Origin of the sequence: Streptomyces cadmiisoli (assembly GCF_003261055.1) — a bacterium.
Taxonomy (GTDB): Bacteria; Actinomycetota; Actinomycetes; order Streptomycetales; family Streptomycetaceae; genus Streptomyces; species Streptomyces cadmiisoli.
Map to the genome: position 1 here is coordinate 2,832,602 of NZ_CP030073.1, position 18,305 is coordinate 2,850,906.

Annotated in this window: 12 protein-coding genes and 1 rRNA gene; 4 read left to right on the top strand and 9 right to left on the bottom strand. The window is 69.5% G+C overall.

All coding sequences use genetic code 11. The features are described from left to right. Positions 1 to 153 precede the first annotated feature (153 nt). The 3 genes from DN051_RS11815 to dapA all read right to left on the bottom strand — a co-directional run bounded on the left by DN051_RS11815 (position 154) and on the right by dapA (position 4,911). Positions 154 to 1,676: ribosomal RNA gene (locus tag DN051_RS11815) — 16S ribosomal RNA — on the bottom strand. Between the two features lie 496 nt (positions 1,677 to 2,172). Beyond that, positions 2,173 to 3,858 carry a ribonuclease J gene (locus tag DN051_RS11825; protein ID WP_053763283.1) on the bottom strand — a complete coding sequence of 562 codons (1,686 nt, stop codon included), beginning with the start codon at positions 3,856 to 3,858 and terminating at the stop codon, positions 2,173 to 2,175. A 153-nt stretch (positions 3,859 to 4,011) separates the two neighbouring features. Next, positions 4,012 to 4,911 (bottom strand): 4-hydroxy-tetrahydrodipicolinate synthase, encoded by a 900-nt coding sequence (gene dapA, locus DN051_RS11830; protein ID WP_112438669.1) that lies wholly within the window; start codon positions 4,909 to 4,911, stop codon positions 4,012 to 4,014. Positions 4,912 to 5,415: 504 nt separating this feature from the next. On the opposite strand from dapA, the gene DN051_RS11835 reads away from it, so the two are divergent. Further along, entirely contained in the window at positions 5,416 to 5,655 is a 240-nt protein-coding gene (locus DN051_RS11835; protein ID WP_053763281.1) for a hypothetical protein, read from the top strand. A gap of 101 nt (positions 5,656 to 5,756) precedes the next feature. Continuing rightward, positions 5,757 to 6,326: a hypothetical protein gene (locus tag DN051_RS11840; RefSeq protein ID WP_112438670.1), complete on the top strand. Its 570-nt coding sequence runs from the start codon at positions 5,757 to 5,759 to the stop codon at positions 6,324 to 6,326. A gap of 266 nt (positions 6,327 to 6,592) precedes the next feature. Here DN051_RS11840 and DN051_RS11845 read toward each other — a convergent pair whose 3' ends face one another. The 5 genes from DN051_RS11845 to rpsO form a co-directional block, all read right to left on the bottom strand. Further along, positions 6,593 to 7,045 carry a tetratricopeptide repeat protein gene (locus DN051_RS11845; RefSeq protein ID WP_112438671.1) on the bottom strand — a complete coding sequence of 151 codons (453 nt, stop codon included), beginning with the start codon at positions 7,043 to 7,045 and terminating at the stop codon, positions 6,593 to 6,595. A gap of 7 nt (positions 7,046 to 7,052) precedes the next feature. Then, on the bottom strand, positions 7,053 to 7,805 hold the full coding sequence (gene dapB / locus DN051_RS11850) for a 4-hydroxy-tetrahydrodipicolinate reductase (RefSeq protein ID WP_053763278.1): 753 nt from the start codon (positions 7,803 to 7,805) through the stop codon (positions 7,053 to 7,055). A 29-nt stretch (positions 7,806 to 7,834) separates the two neighbouring features. After that, entirely contained in the window at positions 7,835 to 9,214 is a 1,380-nt protein-coding gene (locus tag DN051_RS11855; protein ID WP_053763277.1) for a M16 family metallopeptidase, read from the bottom strand. Continuing rightward, positions 9,211 to 11,454, bottom strand: coding sequence for a polyribonucleotide nucleotidyltransferase (locus DN051_RS11860; protein ID WP_053763276.1), 2,244 nt, complete (start codon positions 11,452 to 11,454; stop codon positions 9,211 to 9,213). The genes DN051_RS11855 and DN051_RS11860 overlap by 4 nt, the downstream gene beginning before the upstream one ends. Positions 11,455 to 11,790: 336 nt before the next feature. Then, positions 11,791 to 12,078, bottom strand: coding sequence for a 30S ribosomal protein S15 (gene rpsO, locus DN051_RS11865; RefSeq protein ID WP_053763275.1), 288 nt, complete (start codon positions 12,076 to 12,078; stop codon positions 11,791 to 11,793). 286 nt (positions 12,079 to 12,364) lie between these two features. Between rpsO and DN051_RS11870 the strand changes: the two genes are divergently transcribed. Beyond that, entirely contained in the window at positions 12,365 to 12,658 is a 294-nt protein-coding gene (locus DN051_RS11870; protein WP_112438672.1) for a DUF397 domain-containing protein, read from the top strand. Between the two features lie 553 nt (positions 12,659 to 13,211). Then, positions 13,212 to 17,162 (top strand): SCO5717 family growth-regulating ATPase, encoded by a 3,951-nt coding sequence (locus tag DN051_RS11875; protein ID WP_112438673.1) that lies wholly within the window; start codon positions 13,212 to 13,214, stop codon positions 17,160 to 17,162. Between the two features lie 73 nt (positions 17,163 to 17,235). On the opposite strand, the gene DN051_RS11880 is transcribed toward DN051_RS11875, so the two are convergent. Beyond that, complete coding sequence (locus DN051_RS11880; RefSeq protein WP_112438674.1) at positions 17,236 to 18,183, bottom strand: bifunctional riboflavin kinase/FAD synthetase; 948 nt, start codon at positions 18,181 to 18,183, stop codon at positions 17,236 to 17,238. Positions 18,184 to 18,305: the final 122 nt, after the last annotated feature.

Genomic DNA, 18,305 nt, shown 5'->3' on the forward strand with positions numbered 1-18,305 from the left:
CGTTCCACGCTCTGACGAGCAGTACTAGCAGCCCCCGACCCAAGACCTGGCCGAATAGTCAACGTTCCACCCATGAGCTAACCACCGTCGATCGTTCGCCGACGTAGTGGCTCTGGACCACCAGGTAAACCTGGCAGCCTAGATGCTCCTTAGAAAGGAGGTGATCCAGCCGCACCTTCCGGTACGGCTACCTTGTTACGACTTCGTCCCAATCGCCAGTCCCACCTTCGACAGCTCCCTCCACAAGGGTTGGGCCACCGGCTTCGGGTGTTACCGACTTTCGTGACGTGACGGGCGGTGTGTACAAGGCCCGGGAACGTATTCACCGCAGCAATGCTGATCTGCGATTACTAGCGACTCCGACTTCATGGGGTCGAGTTGCAGACCCCAATCCGAACTGAGACCGGCTTTTTGAGATTCGCTCCACCTCACGGTATCGCAGCTCATTGTACCGGCCATTGTAGCACGTGTGCAGCCCAAGACATAAGGGGCATGATGACTTGACGTCGTCCCCACCTTCCTCCGAGTTGACCCCGGCGGTCTCCCGTGAGTCCCCAGCACCACAAGGGCCTGCTGGCAACACGGGACAAGGGTTGCGCTCGTTGCGGGACTTAACCCAACATCTCACGACACGAGCTGACGACAGCCATGCACCACCTGTACACCGACCACAAGGGGGCGCCTGTCTCCAGACGTTTCCGGTGTATGTCAAGCCTTGGTAAGGTTCTTCGCGTTGCGTCGAATTAAGCCACATGCTCCGCCGCTTGTGCGGGCCCCCGTCAATTCCTTTGAGTTTTAGCCTTGCGGCCGTACTCCCCAGGCGGGGCACTTAATGCGTTAGCTGCGGCACGGACAACGTGGAATGTTGCCCACACCTAGTGCCCACCGTTTACGGCGTGGACTACCAGGGTATCTAATCCTGTTCGCTCCCCACGCTTTCGCTCCTCAGCGTCAGTATCGGCCCAGAGATCCGCCTTCGCCACCGGTGTTCCTCCTGATATCTGCGCATTTCACCGCTACACCAGGAATTCCGATCTCCCCTACCGAACTCTAGCCTGCCCGTATCGACTGCAGACCCGGGGTTAAGCCCCGGGCTTTCACAACCGACGTGACAAGCCGCCTACGAGCTCTTTACGCCCAATAATTCCGGACAACGCTTGCGCCCTACGTATTACCGCGGCTGCTGGCACGTAGTTAGCCGGCGCTTCTTCTGCAGGTACCGTCACTTTCGCTTCTTCCCTGCTGAAAGAGGTTTACAACCCGAAGGCCGTCATCCCTCACGCGGCGTCGCTGCATCAGGCTTTCGCCCATTGTGCAATATTCCCCACTGCTGCCTCCCGTAGGAGTCTGGGCCGTGTCTCAGTCCCAGTGTGGCCGGTCGCCCTCTCAGGCCGGCTACCCGTCGTCGCCTTGGTGAGCCGTTACCTCACCAACAAGCTGATAGGCCGCGGGCTCATCCTGCACCGCCGGAGCTTTACAACCTCAACCATGCGGAAGAGGCTCATATCCGGTATTAGACCCCGTTTCCAGGGCTTGTCCCAGAGTGCAGGGCAGATTGCCCACGTGTTACTCACCCGTTCGCCACTAATCCACCCCGAAGGGCTTCATCGTTCGACTTGCATGTGTTAAGCACGCCGCCAGCGTTCGTCCTGAGCCAGGATCAAACTCTCCGTGAATGCTTCCCCGTGATCGGGGCGAACACCACGAGAGCGGAACGATCGGAGGAATAATCCGACCGTTCACAGCGTCCTCGCTGTGTTATTTCAAAGGAACCTCGCCCCAGCAGATGCTGGAGACGGGGTATCAACATATCTGGCGTTGACTTTTGGCACGCTGTTGAGTTCTCAAGGAACGGACGCTTCCTTCGTACTCACCCTCTCGGGCTTTCCTCCGGGCGCTTCCCTTCGGTGTTTCCGACTCTATCAGATCTTTTCTCGATCCGATTTCCTCGGTGCTTTCCAGGTCCGCGCTTTCGCGCTTTCCTTTCCGGCGGTTCCGACTTTATCAGAGACTCTGAGTCGGAATTTCCACCCCCACTCGGAGAGTCCCTGCGGATGCGTGAAGCATCCGGGTTCCCGGGGTGGCGGAGCCGTAAACCTACTGGAGCGGGGCGCCTCGATGCAAATCGAGGCGCCCCGCTCCGAGTTCACGCGTACGAGGGTCGTACGCGGGTCAGACCTCCACCACGACCGGGAGGATCATCGGACGGCGCCGATACGTGTCGGAGACCCACTTGCCCAGCGTGCGGCGGATGAGTTGCTGAAGCTGGTGGGGCTCGACCACGCCGTCCTGGGCCGAGCGCTCCAGGATTTCGGTGATCTTCGGGACGACGTCGCCGAAGGCCGCGTCCTCGATACCGGAGCCGCGGGCCTGGATGTGCGGCCCGCCGGTGATCTTGCCCGTGGAGGAGTCCACGACGACGAAGACCGAGATGATGCCCTCTTCGCCCAGGATCCTGCGGTCCTTGAGGGCGGGTTCTCCGACATCGCCCACGGAGAGACCGTCGACGTACACATAGCCGGCCTGGACCTTGCCGGAGATCTTCGCCTTGCCCTCGATGAGGTCGACGACGACTCCGTCCTCGGCGATCACGATGCGGTCGTGCGGGACACCGGTCAGGGCTCCCAGCTCGGCGTTGGCCCGCAGGTGGCGCCATTCGCCGTGCACCGGCATCAGGTTCCGCGGCTTGCAGATGTTGTAGAAGTACAGGAGCTCGCCCGCCGACGCGTGGCCGGAGACGTGGACCTTGGCGTTGCCCTTGTGGACGACGTTGGCGCCCCAGCGGGTCAGACCGTTGATGACGCGATAGACCGCGTTCTCGTTGCCGGGGATCAGTGACGACGCCAGGATCACCGTGTCACCGTCGACGATGCGGATCTGGTGGTCGCGGTTGGCCATGCGCGACAGGGCCGCCATGGGTTCGCCCTGCGATCCGGTGCAGACCAGGACCACCTCGTGGTCCGGCAGGTCGTCGAGTGTCTTGACGTCCACCACTAGGCCCGGGGGGACCTTCAGGTAGCCGAGGTCCCTGGCGATGCCCATGTTGCGGACCATGGAGCGGCCGACGAAGGCCACCCTGCGGCCGTACTCGTGCGCCGCGTCCAGGATCTGCTGGATGCGGTGGACGTGGCTGGCGAAGCTGGCCACGATGATGCGCTTGCGGGCCGCGCCGAAGACCTGGCGCAGGACGTTGGAGATGTCCCGCTCATGCGCCGTGAACCCGGGCACCTCCGCGTTCGTGGAGTCGCTGAGGAGAAGGTCGATGCCTTCTTCGCTCAGGCGCGCGAAGGCGTGCAGGTCGGTGAGGCGGTTGTCCAGCGGGAGCTGGTCCATCTTGAAGTCGCCGGTGTGGACGACCATGCCGGCGGGTGTGCGGATGGCGACCGCGAGGGCGTCGGGGATGGAGTGGTTGACCGCCACGAACTCGCAGTCGAAGGGGCCGATGCGCTCCCGGTGTCCCTCCGCCACCTCCAGGGTGTAGGGGCGGATGCGGTGTTCCTGGAGCTTCGCCTCGATGAGGGCGAGCGTCAGCTTGGAGCCGATCAGCGGGATGTCCGGCTTCTCGCGGAGCAGGTAGGGGACACCGCCGATGTGGTCCTCGTGACCGTGGGTGAGGACGATGCCCTCGATGTCGTCGAGGCGGTCCCGGATGCTGCTGAAGTCCGGCAGGATCAGATCGATTCCGGGCTGCTCCTCCTCGGGGAAGAGCACTCCGCAGTCGACGATCAGCAGACGGCCGCCGTATTCGAAGACCGTCATGTTTCGGCCGATCTCGCCGAGGCCGCCGAGCGGGGTGACGCGCAGGCCGCCCGTGGGAAGGGGCGGGGGCGGGCCGAGTTCAGGATGCGGATGACTCAAAAGACTCTCCTCACCACACGCGCCACGTACCGGTTGGGCACGTGGCGCGCGTGACGTTCGTGCAGAAGCAGTTGTCGTTGTGGGGTGCGGGCACCGGTGGCCCGCTTATTCAGTTGTGAAGTCTTTACGTGCCCGGTCGGGCGAAGTCCGTTGTCAGAGCTGTACCCCGCCGGCGGCAAGATCGATCTTGAGCTGCTCGATCTCCTGAGGCGTGAGTTCGACCATGGGCGGACGCAGGGGGCCGCCGGGCAGGCCCTGGAGGGCGAGGGCGGCCTTGGTGGTCATGACGCCCTGGGTGCGGAACATGCCCGTGTACACCGGGAGCAGCTTCTGGTGGATCTCGGTGGCCTTCTGGACGTCGCCCGCGAGGTACGCCTCGACGAGTTCGCGCAGCTCGGGGGTGGCCACGTGGCCGACGACGGAGACGAAGCCGACGGCGCCCACGGAGAGCAGCGGGAGGTTGAGCATGTCGTCGCCGGAGTACCAGGCGAGGCCCGACCGGGCGATGGCCCAGCTCGCGCGGCCCAGGTCGCCCTTGGCGTCCTTGTTGGCGACGATCCGCGGGTGTTCCGCCAGGCGGACGAGCGTCTCCGTGTTGATCGGGACTCCGCTGCGGCCGGGGATGTCGTACAGCATGACCGGCAGCCCGGCGGCATCGGCGATGGCCGTGAAGTGCCGGTACAGGCCCTCCTGCGGGGGCTTGTTGTAGTACGGCGTGACGACGAGCAGGCCGTGCGCGCCGATGCTCTCGGCGGCGCGGGCCAGCTCGATGCTGTGGTGGGTGTCGTTGGTGCCGACTCCGGCAACAATGTGCGCCCGGTCGCCCACGGCCTCCAGGACCGCTCGTACGAGATCCGATTTCTCCGCGTCGCTGGTGGTCGGGGACTCGCCCGTGGTGCCGTTGATGATCAGGCCGTCGTTGCCTGCGTCCACCAGATGCGTGGCGAGCCGCTGAGCGCCGTCGAGGTCGAGTGCGCCGTCCGCCGTGAAGGGCGTGACCATGGCGGTGAGGACCCGCCCGAAGGGGGTCTGCGGAGTGGAGGTCGGAGCCATGGGTTACACGCTACTCGTTGCGCACGGCCGGGTCTGCCGTCGGAGAGAGGGAAAAGTCAGGACAAAGACGGAGCCCGGCACTGCCTGCTCGGGGGTTCAAGCAGTGCCGGGTCCGTTTGATCAGGCTAGATGAACTTCTCTAAATGCCGCAATACGGACACTTCACCCGGCGGATCCGTACATCAGTGCCCGGCGGGGAAACGTATGTCGGCCACGGGGCCGCACGACCGCTGGCGTTGAAGGCCGCACGGGCGGGTGGCATCGGGTCCGCTGGATCGCGGAGAACAACCCGACCGGTTGTTCCGGGCGGGCGCCGCCCGCTCCGCGCCCCGGGTGCGACATCGGGTCTTTCGGTGCCCGGCCGCCACATACGCCTCCGAACTTCGGCAACTTCTGTGAATTCGGTGAATCCGGGCACCTTTTGGGGCACTCGCTCGTCTGTCCCAGTGACAGCGGCTCGTTCGATCCCGAGACGTTCGACCCCCGAGAGGAGAAGCACCCCCGATGTTCCGTCGGCGTGAACCCGTGCCCTTCGCCTTCCTCGCCGAAGCCGACAGGTTCCGCAGCAATGTCGCTCCCCCACCCCGTGAGCGCGCCACCGCCGGGCAGATAGCCGGGCGCTCGCTCATGGGCCTCACCATCGTCGCCGCGCTGATCGGCTCCTTGATCGTCGGCATGCCCGCGCTGGAGCCGGACCAGGCGTCGACACCGACCCAGCAGTCCCGGGCGGCCGACGGGCGTTGAGCCCGCGCTTACTCGGACGGACCCCCTGGGTGGTGGGCGTGGACGCAGGTCGATAACCTCACCGGGCACAGCCCATGGATGGATTGAGTGAGGACCAGCCCGTGCCCCTGCCTTTCCTGACGGCCGACCGCACCTTCGACTCGGCGGACGAGATCGCGCTGCCGTTCGACGACCGCGACCGCTGGCGGCGGCCCTACCGACCCGGCCCCTGGCGAGTGGGCGCGGCCGCGATCTGCTTGCTGCTCGCCTCGTACGTGCTCTTCGCGGCCGTGATCATCGCGCTGACCGGCACGCTCACCTCCGCCTCGGTGGTGTTCGGCATCGCGCTGGTGATCATCATCGGTGCCCTGCGTCTGCTGCGCATGGGTGTGTGGGTGAGCGCCCACGGGCTGCGGCACGTGAGCTTCTTCCTCACCAGGACACTCCGGTGGGATCGGGTCGACGCCGTGCGCACGGTGCAGCAGCCGGTGCGCTGGCTCGGTCTGCCGCGCACCGTGCAGGGGCAGGCGCTGATCCTCGTACGTGAGGGCCGCCCCTCCGAGGACGTACCGACACTGCTGACCACGCACAACGCGGACTTCCTGGCACGAACGGAAGCCTTCGACCGGGCGGCGGACACGGTGGAGGTCTGGGCCGACGAGTACCGGCATGGTGGCTCCGCCGGCAAGTGACGGCGAGGGGCGAGGCCGCCTACGAAGGGCGGCCGGAACCGAGAGCTGCCGACATCGAGTGGATTTGCCGATGCCCGGCCGGCCGGAGCCGCGGGCCGTCGGCGGAGAGCCTGGTGCGCCGCCGTCGTCGAGTGCGTCGTCCGTCCGGCTTCAGTGACCCTCGGTGATGGTTGATCGGTCCAGCCAGTACGTACGACAGGGGCCGGCCCGCGTGTGCGGGCCGGCCCCTGCTGCTGCGACCGCTCTGACCGGCGGTGCGGGGAAGGTCAGGCGCTGACCGGCTTGCCGTCACGCAGCGCGATGGCACGCTGCATGGCTTTGCGGGCACGCGGGGTGTCGCGGGCGTCGTGGTATGCCACGGCGAGGCGGAACCAGGTGCGCCAGTCGTCGGGAGCCGCCTCCGTCTCGGCCTTGCGCCGGGTGAAGACCTCGTCCGCCGAGTCGCGGTCGATCCGGCCGCTGGGCAGGCGCCGCAGTTCGTCGACGGGCAGGCCGCCCTCGGCGTCGAGCTCGGCGGCCAGCCGGTTGGCCCGCTGGACGAACTGCGTGTTCTTCCACAGGAACCACACGCCGATCAGCGGCAGGACCAGCACCGCGACGCCGAAGGTGACGGTGATGACCGTGCCGGCCTTGATGAGCAGCACACCGCGGCTGCCGACCAGGACGAAGTAGAAGACCAGGACGACGGCGGTCAGGGCGTAGGACAGCTTGGCTCGCATAGGTGTGTCAGCCCAGGTCCAGGAAGTTCTCCAGGCCGAAGGTCAGGCCCGGAGCGGTCACCACACGGCGCGTGCCCAGCAGGATGCCCGGCATGAAGCTGCTGTGGTGGAGGGAGTCGTGCCGGATGGTGAGGGTCTCGCCCTCGCCACCGAGGAGGACCTCCTGGTGGGCCAGCAGACCACGCAGGCGAACGGCGTGCACGGGCACGCCGTCGACGTCGGCGCCGCGGGCGCCGTCCAGGGCCGTGACGGTGGCGTCCGGCGCGGGAGCGGTGCCGGCCGCGCGGCGGGCGTCGGCGATGAGCTGGGCGGTGCGCGTGGCGGTGCCGCTGGGCGCGTCGACCTTGTTCGGGTGATGCAGTTCGACGACCTCGACGGACTCGAACCAGGGGGCGGCGATCTGCGCGAACCTCATGGTGAGCACGGCCCCGATGGAGAAGTTGGGCGCGATCAGCACGCCCGTCTCCGGGGACTGGGCCAGCCAGCCCTCGAGCTGTGCGAGGCGCTCCTCGGTCCACCCGGTGGTGCCGACCACCGCGTGGATGCCGTGCCGGACGCAGAAGTCCAGGTTGCCCATCACCGAGGCCGGGGTGGTCAGTTCGACGGCGACCTGGGCGCCGGTCTCGGCCAGCGTCTCCAGTTTGTCGCCCCGGCCGAGGGCGGCTACCAGCTCCATGTCCTCGGCCGCCTCGACGGCTCGTACCGCCTCGGCACCGATCCGGCCCTTCGCTCCGAGGACCGCCACGCGCAGCTTGCTCATGTTGTTGCTTCCTTACCGGATACGGGGGGTCAGGCGACGGCGTCGTGCAGCCGGGACGCCTGCTTGTCCTTCAGGGGACCGATGACCGACAGGGAGGGCCGCTGTCCCAGGATGTCCCGGGCGACCGCGCGGATGTCGTCCGCGGTGACCGCCGCCATCCGGGTCAGCATGTCGTCGACCGACATCTGCTCCCCCCAGCACAGCTCGCTCTTGCCGATGCGGTTCATCAGCGCGCCGGTGTCCTCCAGGCCGAGGACCGTGGATCCCCGCAGCTGGCCGATGGCCCGCTCGATCTCCTCGTCGGCCAGTCCGTGCTCGGCGACCTGGTCGAGTTCGTCGCGGCAGATCTTCAGCACGTCGTGCACCTGCGACGGCCGGCAGCCGGCGTACACGCCGAACAGACCGCAGTCGGCGAAGCCGGACGTGTACGCGTACACGCTGTAGGCCAGGCCGCGCTTCTCGCGGACCTCCTGGAAGAGGCGGGAGGACATACCGCCGCCGAGGGCGGTGGTGAGCACGCCGAGAGCCCAGCGGCGCTCGTCCGTGCGGGCCAGACCCGGCATGCCGAGCACGACATGGGCCTGCTCCGTCTTGCGGCCGAGCAGTTCGACACGGCCCGCCGTGCGGATGGTGCGCCGTCCGTCGCGCGGGGCGATCGGAATGGCGTCCAGGTCCTTCAGGGCACCGGCCCGCTCGAAGGCGGCGCGGACCTGTCGTACGACCTTGTGGTGGTCGACGTTGCCGGCGGCGGCGACGACCAGGTGGGTCGGGTCGTAGTGCTTGCGGTAGAAGCGGCGGATGCGGTCGGCGGTCAGGGCGTTGACCGTGTCGACCGTGCCGAGGACGGGGCGGCCGAGGGGGTTGTCGCCGAACATGGTGTGCGCGAACAGGTCGTGCACGCAGTCGCCCGGGTCGTCCTCGGTCATCGCGATCTCTTCGAGGATCGCGCCGCGCTCGACGTTGACGTCCTGCTCCAGGATCAGCGAGCCGGTCAGCATGTCGCAGACGACGTCGATGGCCAGGGGCAGGTCGGTGTCGAGCACGCGCGCGTAGTAGCACGTGTACTCCTTGGCCGTGAACGCGTTCATCTCGCCGCCGACGGCGTCGAGCGCCGAGGAGATGTCGAGTGCGCTGCGGCGCGACGTGCCCTTGAAGAGCAGGTGCTCCAGGTAGTGCGTGGCGCCGTTGAGCGCGGGGGTCTCGTCGCGGGAGCCGACGTGCGCCCAGATGCCGAAGGTGGCGGAGCGCACGGACGGCAGGGTCTCGGTGACGACGCGCAGGCCGCCGGGGAGGGTGGTCTTGCGGACCGTGCCGATGCCGTTCGTGCCCTTGACGAGGGTTTGGGTACGGGCGACGGCCCGCGCCTCCGAAGAGGTGCGGGCCGTCGTCCTGGTGCTACGGGACGTCACTGGTCGGCGTCGTCCTTCTTGTCCGAGCCCGCGGCGGAGCCGCCGTCGGATGCGCCTTCCTCACCCTCGATCACGGGGATCAGGGAGAGCTTGCCGCGGGAGTCGATCTCGGCGATCTCGACCTGGACCTTCTGGCCCACACCGAGGACGTCCTCGACGTTCTCCACGCGCTTGCCGCCGGCCAGCTTGCGGATCTGCGAGATGTGCAGCAGACCGTCCTTGCCCGGGAGCAGCGACACGAACGCGCCGAAGGTGGTCGTCTTCACGACCGTGCCGAGGTAGCGCTCGCCGACCTCGGGCATCGTCGGGTTGGCGATGCCGTTGATCGTGGCGCGGGCGGCCTCGGCGGCGGGACCGTCGGCGGCACCGATGTAGATGGTGCCGTCGTCCTCGATGGTGATCTCGGCGCCGGTGTCCTCCTGGATCTGGTTGATCATCTTGCCCTTGGGGCCGATGACCTCACCGATCTTGTCGACCGGGATCTTCACGGTGATGATCCGCGGCGCGTTGGGGGACATCTCGTCGGGCCGGTCGATGGCCTCCATCATCACGTCGAGGATGTGGAGACGCGCGTCGCGGGCCTGCTTCAGGGCGGCGGCCAGGACGGAGGCCGGGATGCCGTCCAGCTTGGTGTCGAGCTGGAGGGCGGTCACGAACTCCTTGGTGCCGGCGACCTTGAAGTCCATGTCACCGAAGGCGTCCTCCGCACCGAGGATGTCGGTGAGGGTGACGTAGTGCGTCTCGCCGTCGATCTCCTGGGAGATCAGGCCCATCGCGATGCCCGCGACCGGGGCCTTCAGCGGCACACCGGCGTTCAGCAGCGACATGGTGGAGGCGCAGACCGAGCCCATGGACGTCGAGCCGTTGGAGCTCAGCGCCTCGGAGACCTGGCGGATCGCGTAGGGGAACTCCTCGCGGGACGGCAGGACCGGCACGAGGGCGCGCTCGGCGAGCGCGCCGTGGCCGATCTCGCGGCGCTTCGGGGAGCCGACGCGACCGGTCTCACCGGTGGAGTACGGCGGGAAGTTGTAGTTGTGCATGTAGCGCTTGCGGGTCACCGGCGAGAGGGTGTCCAGCTGCTGCTCCATACGGAGCATGTTCAGGGTGGTGACGCCCAGGATCTGGGTCTCGCCACGCTCGAACACCGCGGAACCGTGCACCCGCGGGATGGCCTCGACCTCGGCGGCCAGCGTGCGGATGTCGGTGACACCGCGGCCGTCGATGCGCTTCTTCTCCTTGATCACGCGCTCCCGGACCAGCTGCTTGGTCAGCGAGCGGTACGCGGCGGAGATCTCCTTCTCGCGGCCCTCGAACTCCGGCAGGAGCTTCTCGGCGGCGAGCGACTTCACCCGGTCCAGCTCGGACTCGCGCTCCTGCTTGGCGGCGATGGTGAGCGCCTGGGCCAGCTCGGGGCGGACGGCGGCGCTGAGCGCCTCCAGGACGTCGTCCTGGTAGTCCAGGAAGATCGGGAACTCGCCGGTCGGCTTGGCGGCCTTCGCGGCGAGGTCGGCCTGGGCCTTGCACAGGACCTTGATGAAGGGCTTCGCGGCGTCCAGACCGGCGGCGACGACCTCTTCGGTCGGCGCCTCGGCACCACCGTCGACCAGCTTGATCGTCTGGTCGGTGGCCTCGGCCTCGACCATCATGATCGCGACGTCGCCGTCCTCCAGGGTGCGGCCCGCGACGACCATGTCGAAGACGGCGTCCTCGAGCTCGGTGTGCGTCGGGAAGGCCACCCACTGGCCGCGGATCAGCGCGACGCGGACGCCGCCGATCGGGCCGGAGAAGGGCAGACCGGCCAGCTGCGTCGACGCGGAGGCGGCGTTGATCGCCACGACGTCGTACAGGTGGTCGGGGTTGAGCGCCATGATCGTCGCGACGACCTGGATCTCGTTGCGCAGGCCCTTCTTGAAGGACGGGCGCAGCGGGCGGTCGATGAGGCGGCAGGTGAGGATCGCGTCCTCGGAGGGCCGGCCCTCGCGGCGGAAGAAGCTGCCGGGGATCTTGCCGGCCGCGTACATCCGCTCCTCGACGTCGACCGTCAGGGGGAAGAAGTCGAGCTGGTCCTTGGGCTGCTTGGAGGCGGTGGTGGCCGACAGCACCATGGTGTCGTCGTCCAGGTACGCCACGGCGGAACCGGCGGCCTGCTTGGCCAGGCGGCCCGTCTCGAAGCGGATGGTGCGGGTGCCGAAGGCGCCATTGTCGATGACGGCCTCGGCGTAGTGGGTCTCGTTCTCCACTAGCGTTTTCTCCTCGTCTTCGTCCCTCCTCGCCCGTATTGGCCGGGGGGACGGTGGCGGAGAAGCGCTCCGTCTGGTGCGGGCCGGTCTTCGATCGAAGCACCCGGGGCACTCCCCCGGGGGCCACTACCGAGGACCGGCGGCGGCGAGGTGCGCTTCTCCTCGTTCGTCTTTGTGATTCCGCCATACCCCACGGGTACGCGCCATCACGTTGTGTCGTACGTATTGCGTTGTGCTACCACACTACAAAGGGGCAGTGACACTGCGCACGTTTCCGCACGTACGGCAAAGGGAGCGGCCCCCTGTAACGGTGGGAACCGCTCCCTTCTCGGCGTGTTACTTGGCGCCGGCCGCACCGCGGCGGATGCCGAGGCGGTCGACCAGCGCACGGAAGCGCTGGATGTCCTTCTTCGCCAGGTACTGCAGCAGGCGACGGCGCTGACCGACCAGGATCAGGAGACCGCGGCGGGAGTGGTGGTCGTGCTTGTGGGTCTTGAGGTGCTCGGTCAGGTCGGAGATCCGACGGGACAGCAGAGCGACCTGGACCTCGGGGGTGCCGGTGTCACCCTCCTTGGTACCGAACTCGGAAATGATCTGCTTCTTCGTAGCGGCGTCGAGCGACACGCGTACTCCTCATGGTCTGTGAGTGGCCACCGAGTGCCCCCGGTCTTCATCTCGGGGAGGCTTCCGTTACTCGGGAGGCGGGGATCCGCTGGGCGCGGCCTCCGGAGCGGCGCTCCAGGGGTGCGTACACAAACGGCCGTCAGCCAGGGTACCAGCAGGTGAAGCCCGCCCGTCCCACGGTCCGCGAACCGCCCGACCGGCCCGGACACGGCCACTAGGGTGAGCGATCGGATCGTTACGTACGCCGGGAAGCCGGGACGGGAAGCCGGGAAGGGGTCGCTTCGGCATGACGGAGACGGAAGCGGAGACGAAGGCACGCAAGGAGCGCGAGCGGGACGAGCTCTACGCGTTGGACATCTCGGACGTCCAGTGGCAGAGCGCGCCCGGCACCGAGCACCACGAGGAGCGGGTCGAGATCGCCCACCTTCCCGACGGTGCGGTGGCCATGCGCTCGTCCCTCGACCCGGGCACCGTGCTGCGCTACACCGAGGCGGAGTGGCGCGCCTTCGTGCTGGGCGCACGGGACGGGGAGTTCGACCTCGACCCGGCACCGGGCCGAGGAGGGCCGGACGCGCAGTGACGCGCGGCCGAGGAAAGCCGGACGCGCGATGACGCGGGGGCGATGACGGACGGCACGTCGACGACGGGGTGGGACCGGACAGCGGTCCCACCCCGTCGTCGTGCGCCGGCACCCGTCGGTCCTTTTCGTGCAACGAGTCCGCCCCGACGTTCCGAATCGGCCCTGTCGTGTCGGCCGTGGAGCGTGTGCGCTCACTTCCGGCCACTGCGTACCAGCGCGCCCAACCTCCGTTCCGATAGGCGGGCTTCACGGGTATCGCCCGGTTTGTTCACCGTATCGAGGCCTGTGCAGGGGCAGTTCGGGGCAGGCTGTCACGCAGCGGACGTGGGCTGAGGGGTGGCCGGGCCTGCCGGGGCGGCACTTGTGGTGACTAGGCTGGGACCGGGCGCGACGCCAGAACCCGTGGAGCGGGCGTCGGCGTCTCAGGGGGAGAGCCGGTGGATCGGACGACCGTGGATCGGACGACATCGAAACGACCTCGCACGACTTCGGAAGACGAGCAAAGGTCGCCCCCAGTACGACATGAGGGTGCTCGACCACACCAGGAGGAACTGTGAGCAGCGATCGGGACGGGATCCGCGGGGGCTGGGCGACGCCCGGCGATGACCAGCCCGACGCGGAGTCCGCCATCGAGACGACGGGCGAGTTCACCATCGACTACGCGCCGCCCGCCTGGTACACGCAGAACGCGTCGAGTGGGTCGTCGTCGGCTTCTTCATCACCATCGCCGTCGTCCCCGTCGTCATCGCCGTCGTCTTCTTCGCCTTTCCCGGGCGCATCACCGGGCTCGCCCGCCGCGCCCGCGCCGTCGCCGTCCGCCCCCGCTGTGCCGCCGTCGCCCGCGCCGCCGGAGTACCTGCCGGGGCTGACTCCGCCGGTTCACTCGGTGCCCGGTGCGCCCTTCACCCCGCCGCCGCCCGCACCCGCCCCTGGTGCGCCCTTCACCCCGCCGCCACCGGCGCCCGCGCCCGGTGCGCCGTTCACTCCGCCGCCGCCCGCACCCGCGCCCGGTGCCGCCTTCACTCCGCCGCCGCCGGCTCCGGCGCCCGGCGCGCCCTTCACTCCGCCCGTGCCGCCGGCCGGTGACGCGGGTGCCGTGCCCAGGCTTCCGGTCGGGAGCGGGTTCGAGCCGCAGGCCGGGACGGGTGCTCCCGCCGATCCCGCCCCCTCGGCGGCCGATCGCATCGCTTCGCCCGCCGATGCCGCCTCTCCGGCCGCCGTGCCGAGCATTCCGGTCGGTGGGTTCGCGGCACCGGCGGTTTCGGAAACCTCGCAGTTCCCGGAGTCCCCGGAGTCCCCGGAGACCCCGGAGACCCCGGAGTCCGGCGCGACGTCGGAGCCTTCCGGGAGTTCGGACGCCGTGAGCGCGGCCGACGCCGCCGCGGATGACGCAGGTTCCGGCAACGGTGACTTGGAGAGCGGCGCCACCATGCGGTTCTCCGCGGTCGCCCTCAAGCGGCAGATCGCGGACCGTACGGCCGATGCCGCTGCCTCCGACGGTGGGGATGAGGACCCGACCGAGCCCTCGGGCGAGGGCCGTGACAGCACCGACGAGGACGACACCGCCGGTGAGAGCAACGACGTCGACGCCGCGGATGTCGACACTCCGAGCGCGGACACCGCACAGGCGGAACCGGACCACTCTGAGCCCGAGTTGGCCGAGGAGGCCGGGCAGGCCGAGACGGCCGATGCCGAACACGACGAGCCCGCGTCCGTACCGCAGGACGCCGTTCCCGCGGATGCCGACCCGTCCGACGACGAGCAGTCCGACGACGAGCTGTCCGAGAACGCGACCTCCGAGGACGTGACCTCCGAGGACGCGACTTCCGAAGACCAGGCCTCCGACGACCACGACTCCCACGACGACGGCTCCCACGACGACGGCTCCGAGAACAAGGGCGCCGACGCCGAGGAGGCCGAACCGACCGACGACGTACCGGCTGCGATCGAACCGGCCGACGCCGAGCCGACGGACGCCGTGCCCGCGGACGCCGTACCCAGCGACGCCGTACCCGCGGACGCGATCCCGGTTGACGGAGCTGCCGAAGACGGTTCCCCCGAGGACGCGGTGCCGGCCGCCGCCGAGGCCCCGCAGGACACGCCGCCCGCGTGGACTCCCTCACCCGCGGCGCAGGGCGGAGTACCGCCGCTGCCGCCGTCGTACCAGCCCGCGGCACCGGCGCCCGCCGCCCACTGGCCCGCGCAGCCCCAGGTGCCGCACACGGAACCGGTAGCGGCGCAGAACGGGCCGCACGTGCCCGCTCAGCAGCCGCCGGTCCCGCCCCAGCCGCACGTGCCGCAGCAGCCGCCACAGCCGTCGTTCCCGCTTCAGCCGCCGCAGCAGCCGTCGTTCCAGCCTCAGCCGCCGCAGCCCGCGCCGGCCGCGTGGACCCCGCCGCCCGCTCAGACGCCGCCGGTGCCGCACCCGGCCCCCGGCTTCCCGCAGCCCGGCGCTGCGGCTCCGGGCACCCAGCCGCCCGCCGGCGCGCCGGTGCCCGACCCGCAGCAGGGGTACGGCTTCCCGCAGCCCGGTGTGCCCGACGCCCAGAGCGGCTACGGCTTCCCCCCGGGCGCCCCGGTCCCCGCCGCCGACGCCCGTCCGGAGCAGGCACCGTCCGCCGCCCCGCAGCCGCAGGCCCCCGCCGGTTACGGCTTCCCGCACCCCGGGGACCCGGCCGCAGCCGCCCCCTCGAACATCCCGCCGGCGCCCGCGACACCGCAGCCGCAGGCCCCCGCCGCCTACGGCTTCCCCCAGCCCGGCGCCCCGGCTCCCGTCGCGCAGCACCCCGCCCCGGCGAGCCCCCACATCCCCGCCCAGCCCGGGGGCTACGGCTTCCCGCAACAGCACGGGCAGCCGGAACAGCCCGGACAGCAGATGCACCCCGGCGTACCCCCGCAGCCGGCGCAGCCTCAGGCTCAGCCGCAACCGGACGCGCAGAACCCGGCCGTTCCTGCCCAGGGAGCCCCGCAGGGCTTCGCCGGTCAGCCCTCGCAGGGCGCCCCGCAGGCCCAGCCCCCGCAGCGGCCGGTGGACCCCCGGGTCGGCACCGCCTGGCCGCAGCCCGTGCAGCACGACCAGCGCCAGCCCGTCAACCCGGGTGCGGCGCCCCTCGGTTACACGGCGGCCGTGGAGCTCTCCTCCGACCGACTGCTCAACAACAAGCGGCAGAAGCCGAAAAGCGGTCGGCCGACGGCGGGGTCGCGGTTCAAGCTCGGCGGCAAGAAGGAGGAGGCGGAGCGGCAGCAGAAGTTGCAGCTGATCCGGACGCCGGTGCTGTCCTGCTACCGCATCGCCGTGATCAGCCTCAAGGGCGGTGTCGGCAAGACCACGACGACCACCGCGCTGGGCTCCACGCTCGCCAGCGAGCGGCAGGACAAGATCCTCGCGATCGACGCCAACCCGGACGCCGGAACACTCGGCCGGCGCGTGCGCCGCGAGACCGGGGCCACCATCCGCGACCTGGTCCAGGCGATCCCGTACCTGAACTCGTACATGGACATCCGGCGGTTCACCTCGCAGGCCCCGTCCGGCCTGGAGATCATCGCCAACGACGTCGACCCCGCCGTGTCCACCACGTTCAACGACGAGGACTACCGGCGCGCGATCGACGTGCTGGGCAAGCAGTACCCGATCATCCTCACCGACTCGGGCACCGGTCTGCTCTACAGCGCGATGCGCGGTGTGCTCGACCTCGCCGACCAGCTCATCATCATCTCCACGCCGTCCGTGGACGGTGCGAGCAGCGCCAGTACGACGCTGGACTGGCTGTCGGCGCACGGCTACGCCGATCTCGTCTCGCGGTCGATCACGGTCATCTCGGGTGTGCGCGAGACCGGAAAGATGATCAAGGTTGATGACATCGTCAGCCACTTCGAGACCCGCTGCCGCGGTGTCGTCGTGGTGCCGTTCGACGAGCACCTCTCCGCCGGTGCCGAGGTCGACCTCGACATGATGCGGCCGAAGGTGCGGGAGTCGTACTTCAACCTGGCGGCGATGGTCGCCGAGGACTTCGTCCGTCACCAGCAGATGCACGGTCTGTGGACGAACGACGGCAACCCGCCGCCGGTGGCCGCGCCGCCGCTCCCGGGCCAGCCGCTGCCCGGGCAGCCGTACCCGCAGCCGGGCCAGGCGTACCCGCAGCCCGGCGTCCCGGGCGACTCCGCCCACCCCTACCCGCAGCCCGGCGCCCCCGGCCAGCCGTACCCGCAGCCCGGCGCCCCCGGCCAGCCCGCGCAGCCGTACCAGCAGCCCGGCCAGGCGTACCCGCCGCCCGCGCACCCCGGTCAGCCGCAGCCGTACCCGCCGACCGGTCAGCCCTACCCTCAGCCGGGCCAGGCCTACCCTCAGCCGGGCCAGGCCCATCCCCAGGCCGGTGAGGCGTACCCGCAGCCCGGTCAGGCGCAAGCACAGCCGGGCGTGCCCGGTCAGCCCGGGTACCCGCAGCCGGGTCAGGCCCACCCGCAGCCGGGCGAGGGGTACCCGCAGCAGCCGCCCCAGCAGTAGCGGCCGCGGTCCCACGCGAAGGGCGGCCGGTGCCCCACAGGCACCGGCCGCCCTTTCGGCGTCCGACGGACGACTACCGTGCCGCCGCGATCAGCTCCCGGCACTTCTTGACGTCCTCGGCCATCTGCTCCAGCAGGGCCTCCAGCGTGTCGAACTTGGCCTGGCCGCGTACGAAGGTCAGGAAGTCGACGGCGACGTGCAGGCCGTACAGGTCCAGGCCCACGCGGTCGATGGCGTACGCCTCCACCGTGCGCTCCGTGCCGTCGAACTGCGGGTTCGTGCCGACGGAGATCGCGGCGGGCATCGCCTCGCCCTCGACGTGCAGCCACCCGGCGTACACCCCGTCGGCCGGGATCGCGGTGTGCGGCAGCGTCTCGACGTTGGCCGTCGGGAAGCCCAGCTCACGGCCGCGCTGTGCGCCGCGGACGACGACGCCCTCGACGCGATGCGGACGCCCGAGGATCTCGGCGGCGCCCGCCACGTCGCCCTGGCCGACCAGCCGCCGGGTCAGCGTGGAGGAGAACGGCTCGCCGCCGCCCGCGTCGCCGGAGACGAACAGGTCGACGACCTCGACGTCGAAGTCGTAGACCTTGCCCTGCTCGGCGAGGAAGTCCACGTTGCCCGCCGCCTTGTGGCCGAAGCGGAAGTTCGGCCCCTCGACGACCCCCTTGGCGTGCAGCTTGTCGACCAGCACCTTCACAACGAAGTCGGCCGGTGAGAGCTTCGAGAACTCCGCCGTGAACGGGAGGATCAGGACCGCGTCCACGCCCAGCTCCGCCATCAGCTCGGCACGGCGGTGGTGCGGGGCGAGCAGCGGCGGGTGGCTGCCGGGGCGGACCACCTCGCTGGGGTGCGGGTCGAAGGTGACGACGACGGCGGGGACGCCCAGCTCACGGGCGCGCTCCACGGTGTGCCGGATGATCACCTGGTGTCCGCGGTGGACACCGTCGTAGGAGCCGATGGTGACGACGCTGCGCCCCCAGTCCTGGGGGATGTCCTCCAAGCCACGCCAGCGCTGCACTGTGACCGCTCCTCGAACCCGTGTCGGTACTTGTCGTCTACCTCTTACGCAGGTCTAAGGGTGCCATGCCGCGAGGGTTCGGCCCGCATCGGCATGGGGGCTGTGATCCTACGCACGTGGTG

Coding starts and splice junctions, on each gene's coding strand:
- DN051_RS11870 (WP_112438672.1), top strand. CDS start 12,365: ATGACGGAGACGGAAGCGGAGACGAAGGCACGCAAGGAGCGCGAGCGG.
- dapA (WP_112438669.1), bottom strand. CDS start 4,911: ATGGCTCCGACCTCCACTCCGCAGACCCCCTTCGGGCGGGTCCTCACC.
- DN051_RS11835 (WP_053763281.1), top strand. CDS start 5,416: ATGTTCCGTCGGCGTGAACCCGTGCCCTTCGCCTTCCTCGCCGAAGCC.
- dapB (WP_053763278.1), bottom strand. CDS start 7,805: ATGAGCAAGCTGCGCGTGGCGGTCCTCGGAGCGAAGGGCCGGATCGGT.
- DN051_RS11845 (WP_112438671.1), bottom strand. CDS start 7,045: ATGCGAGCCAAGCTGTCCTACGCCCTGACCGCCGTCGTCCTGGTCTTC.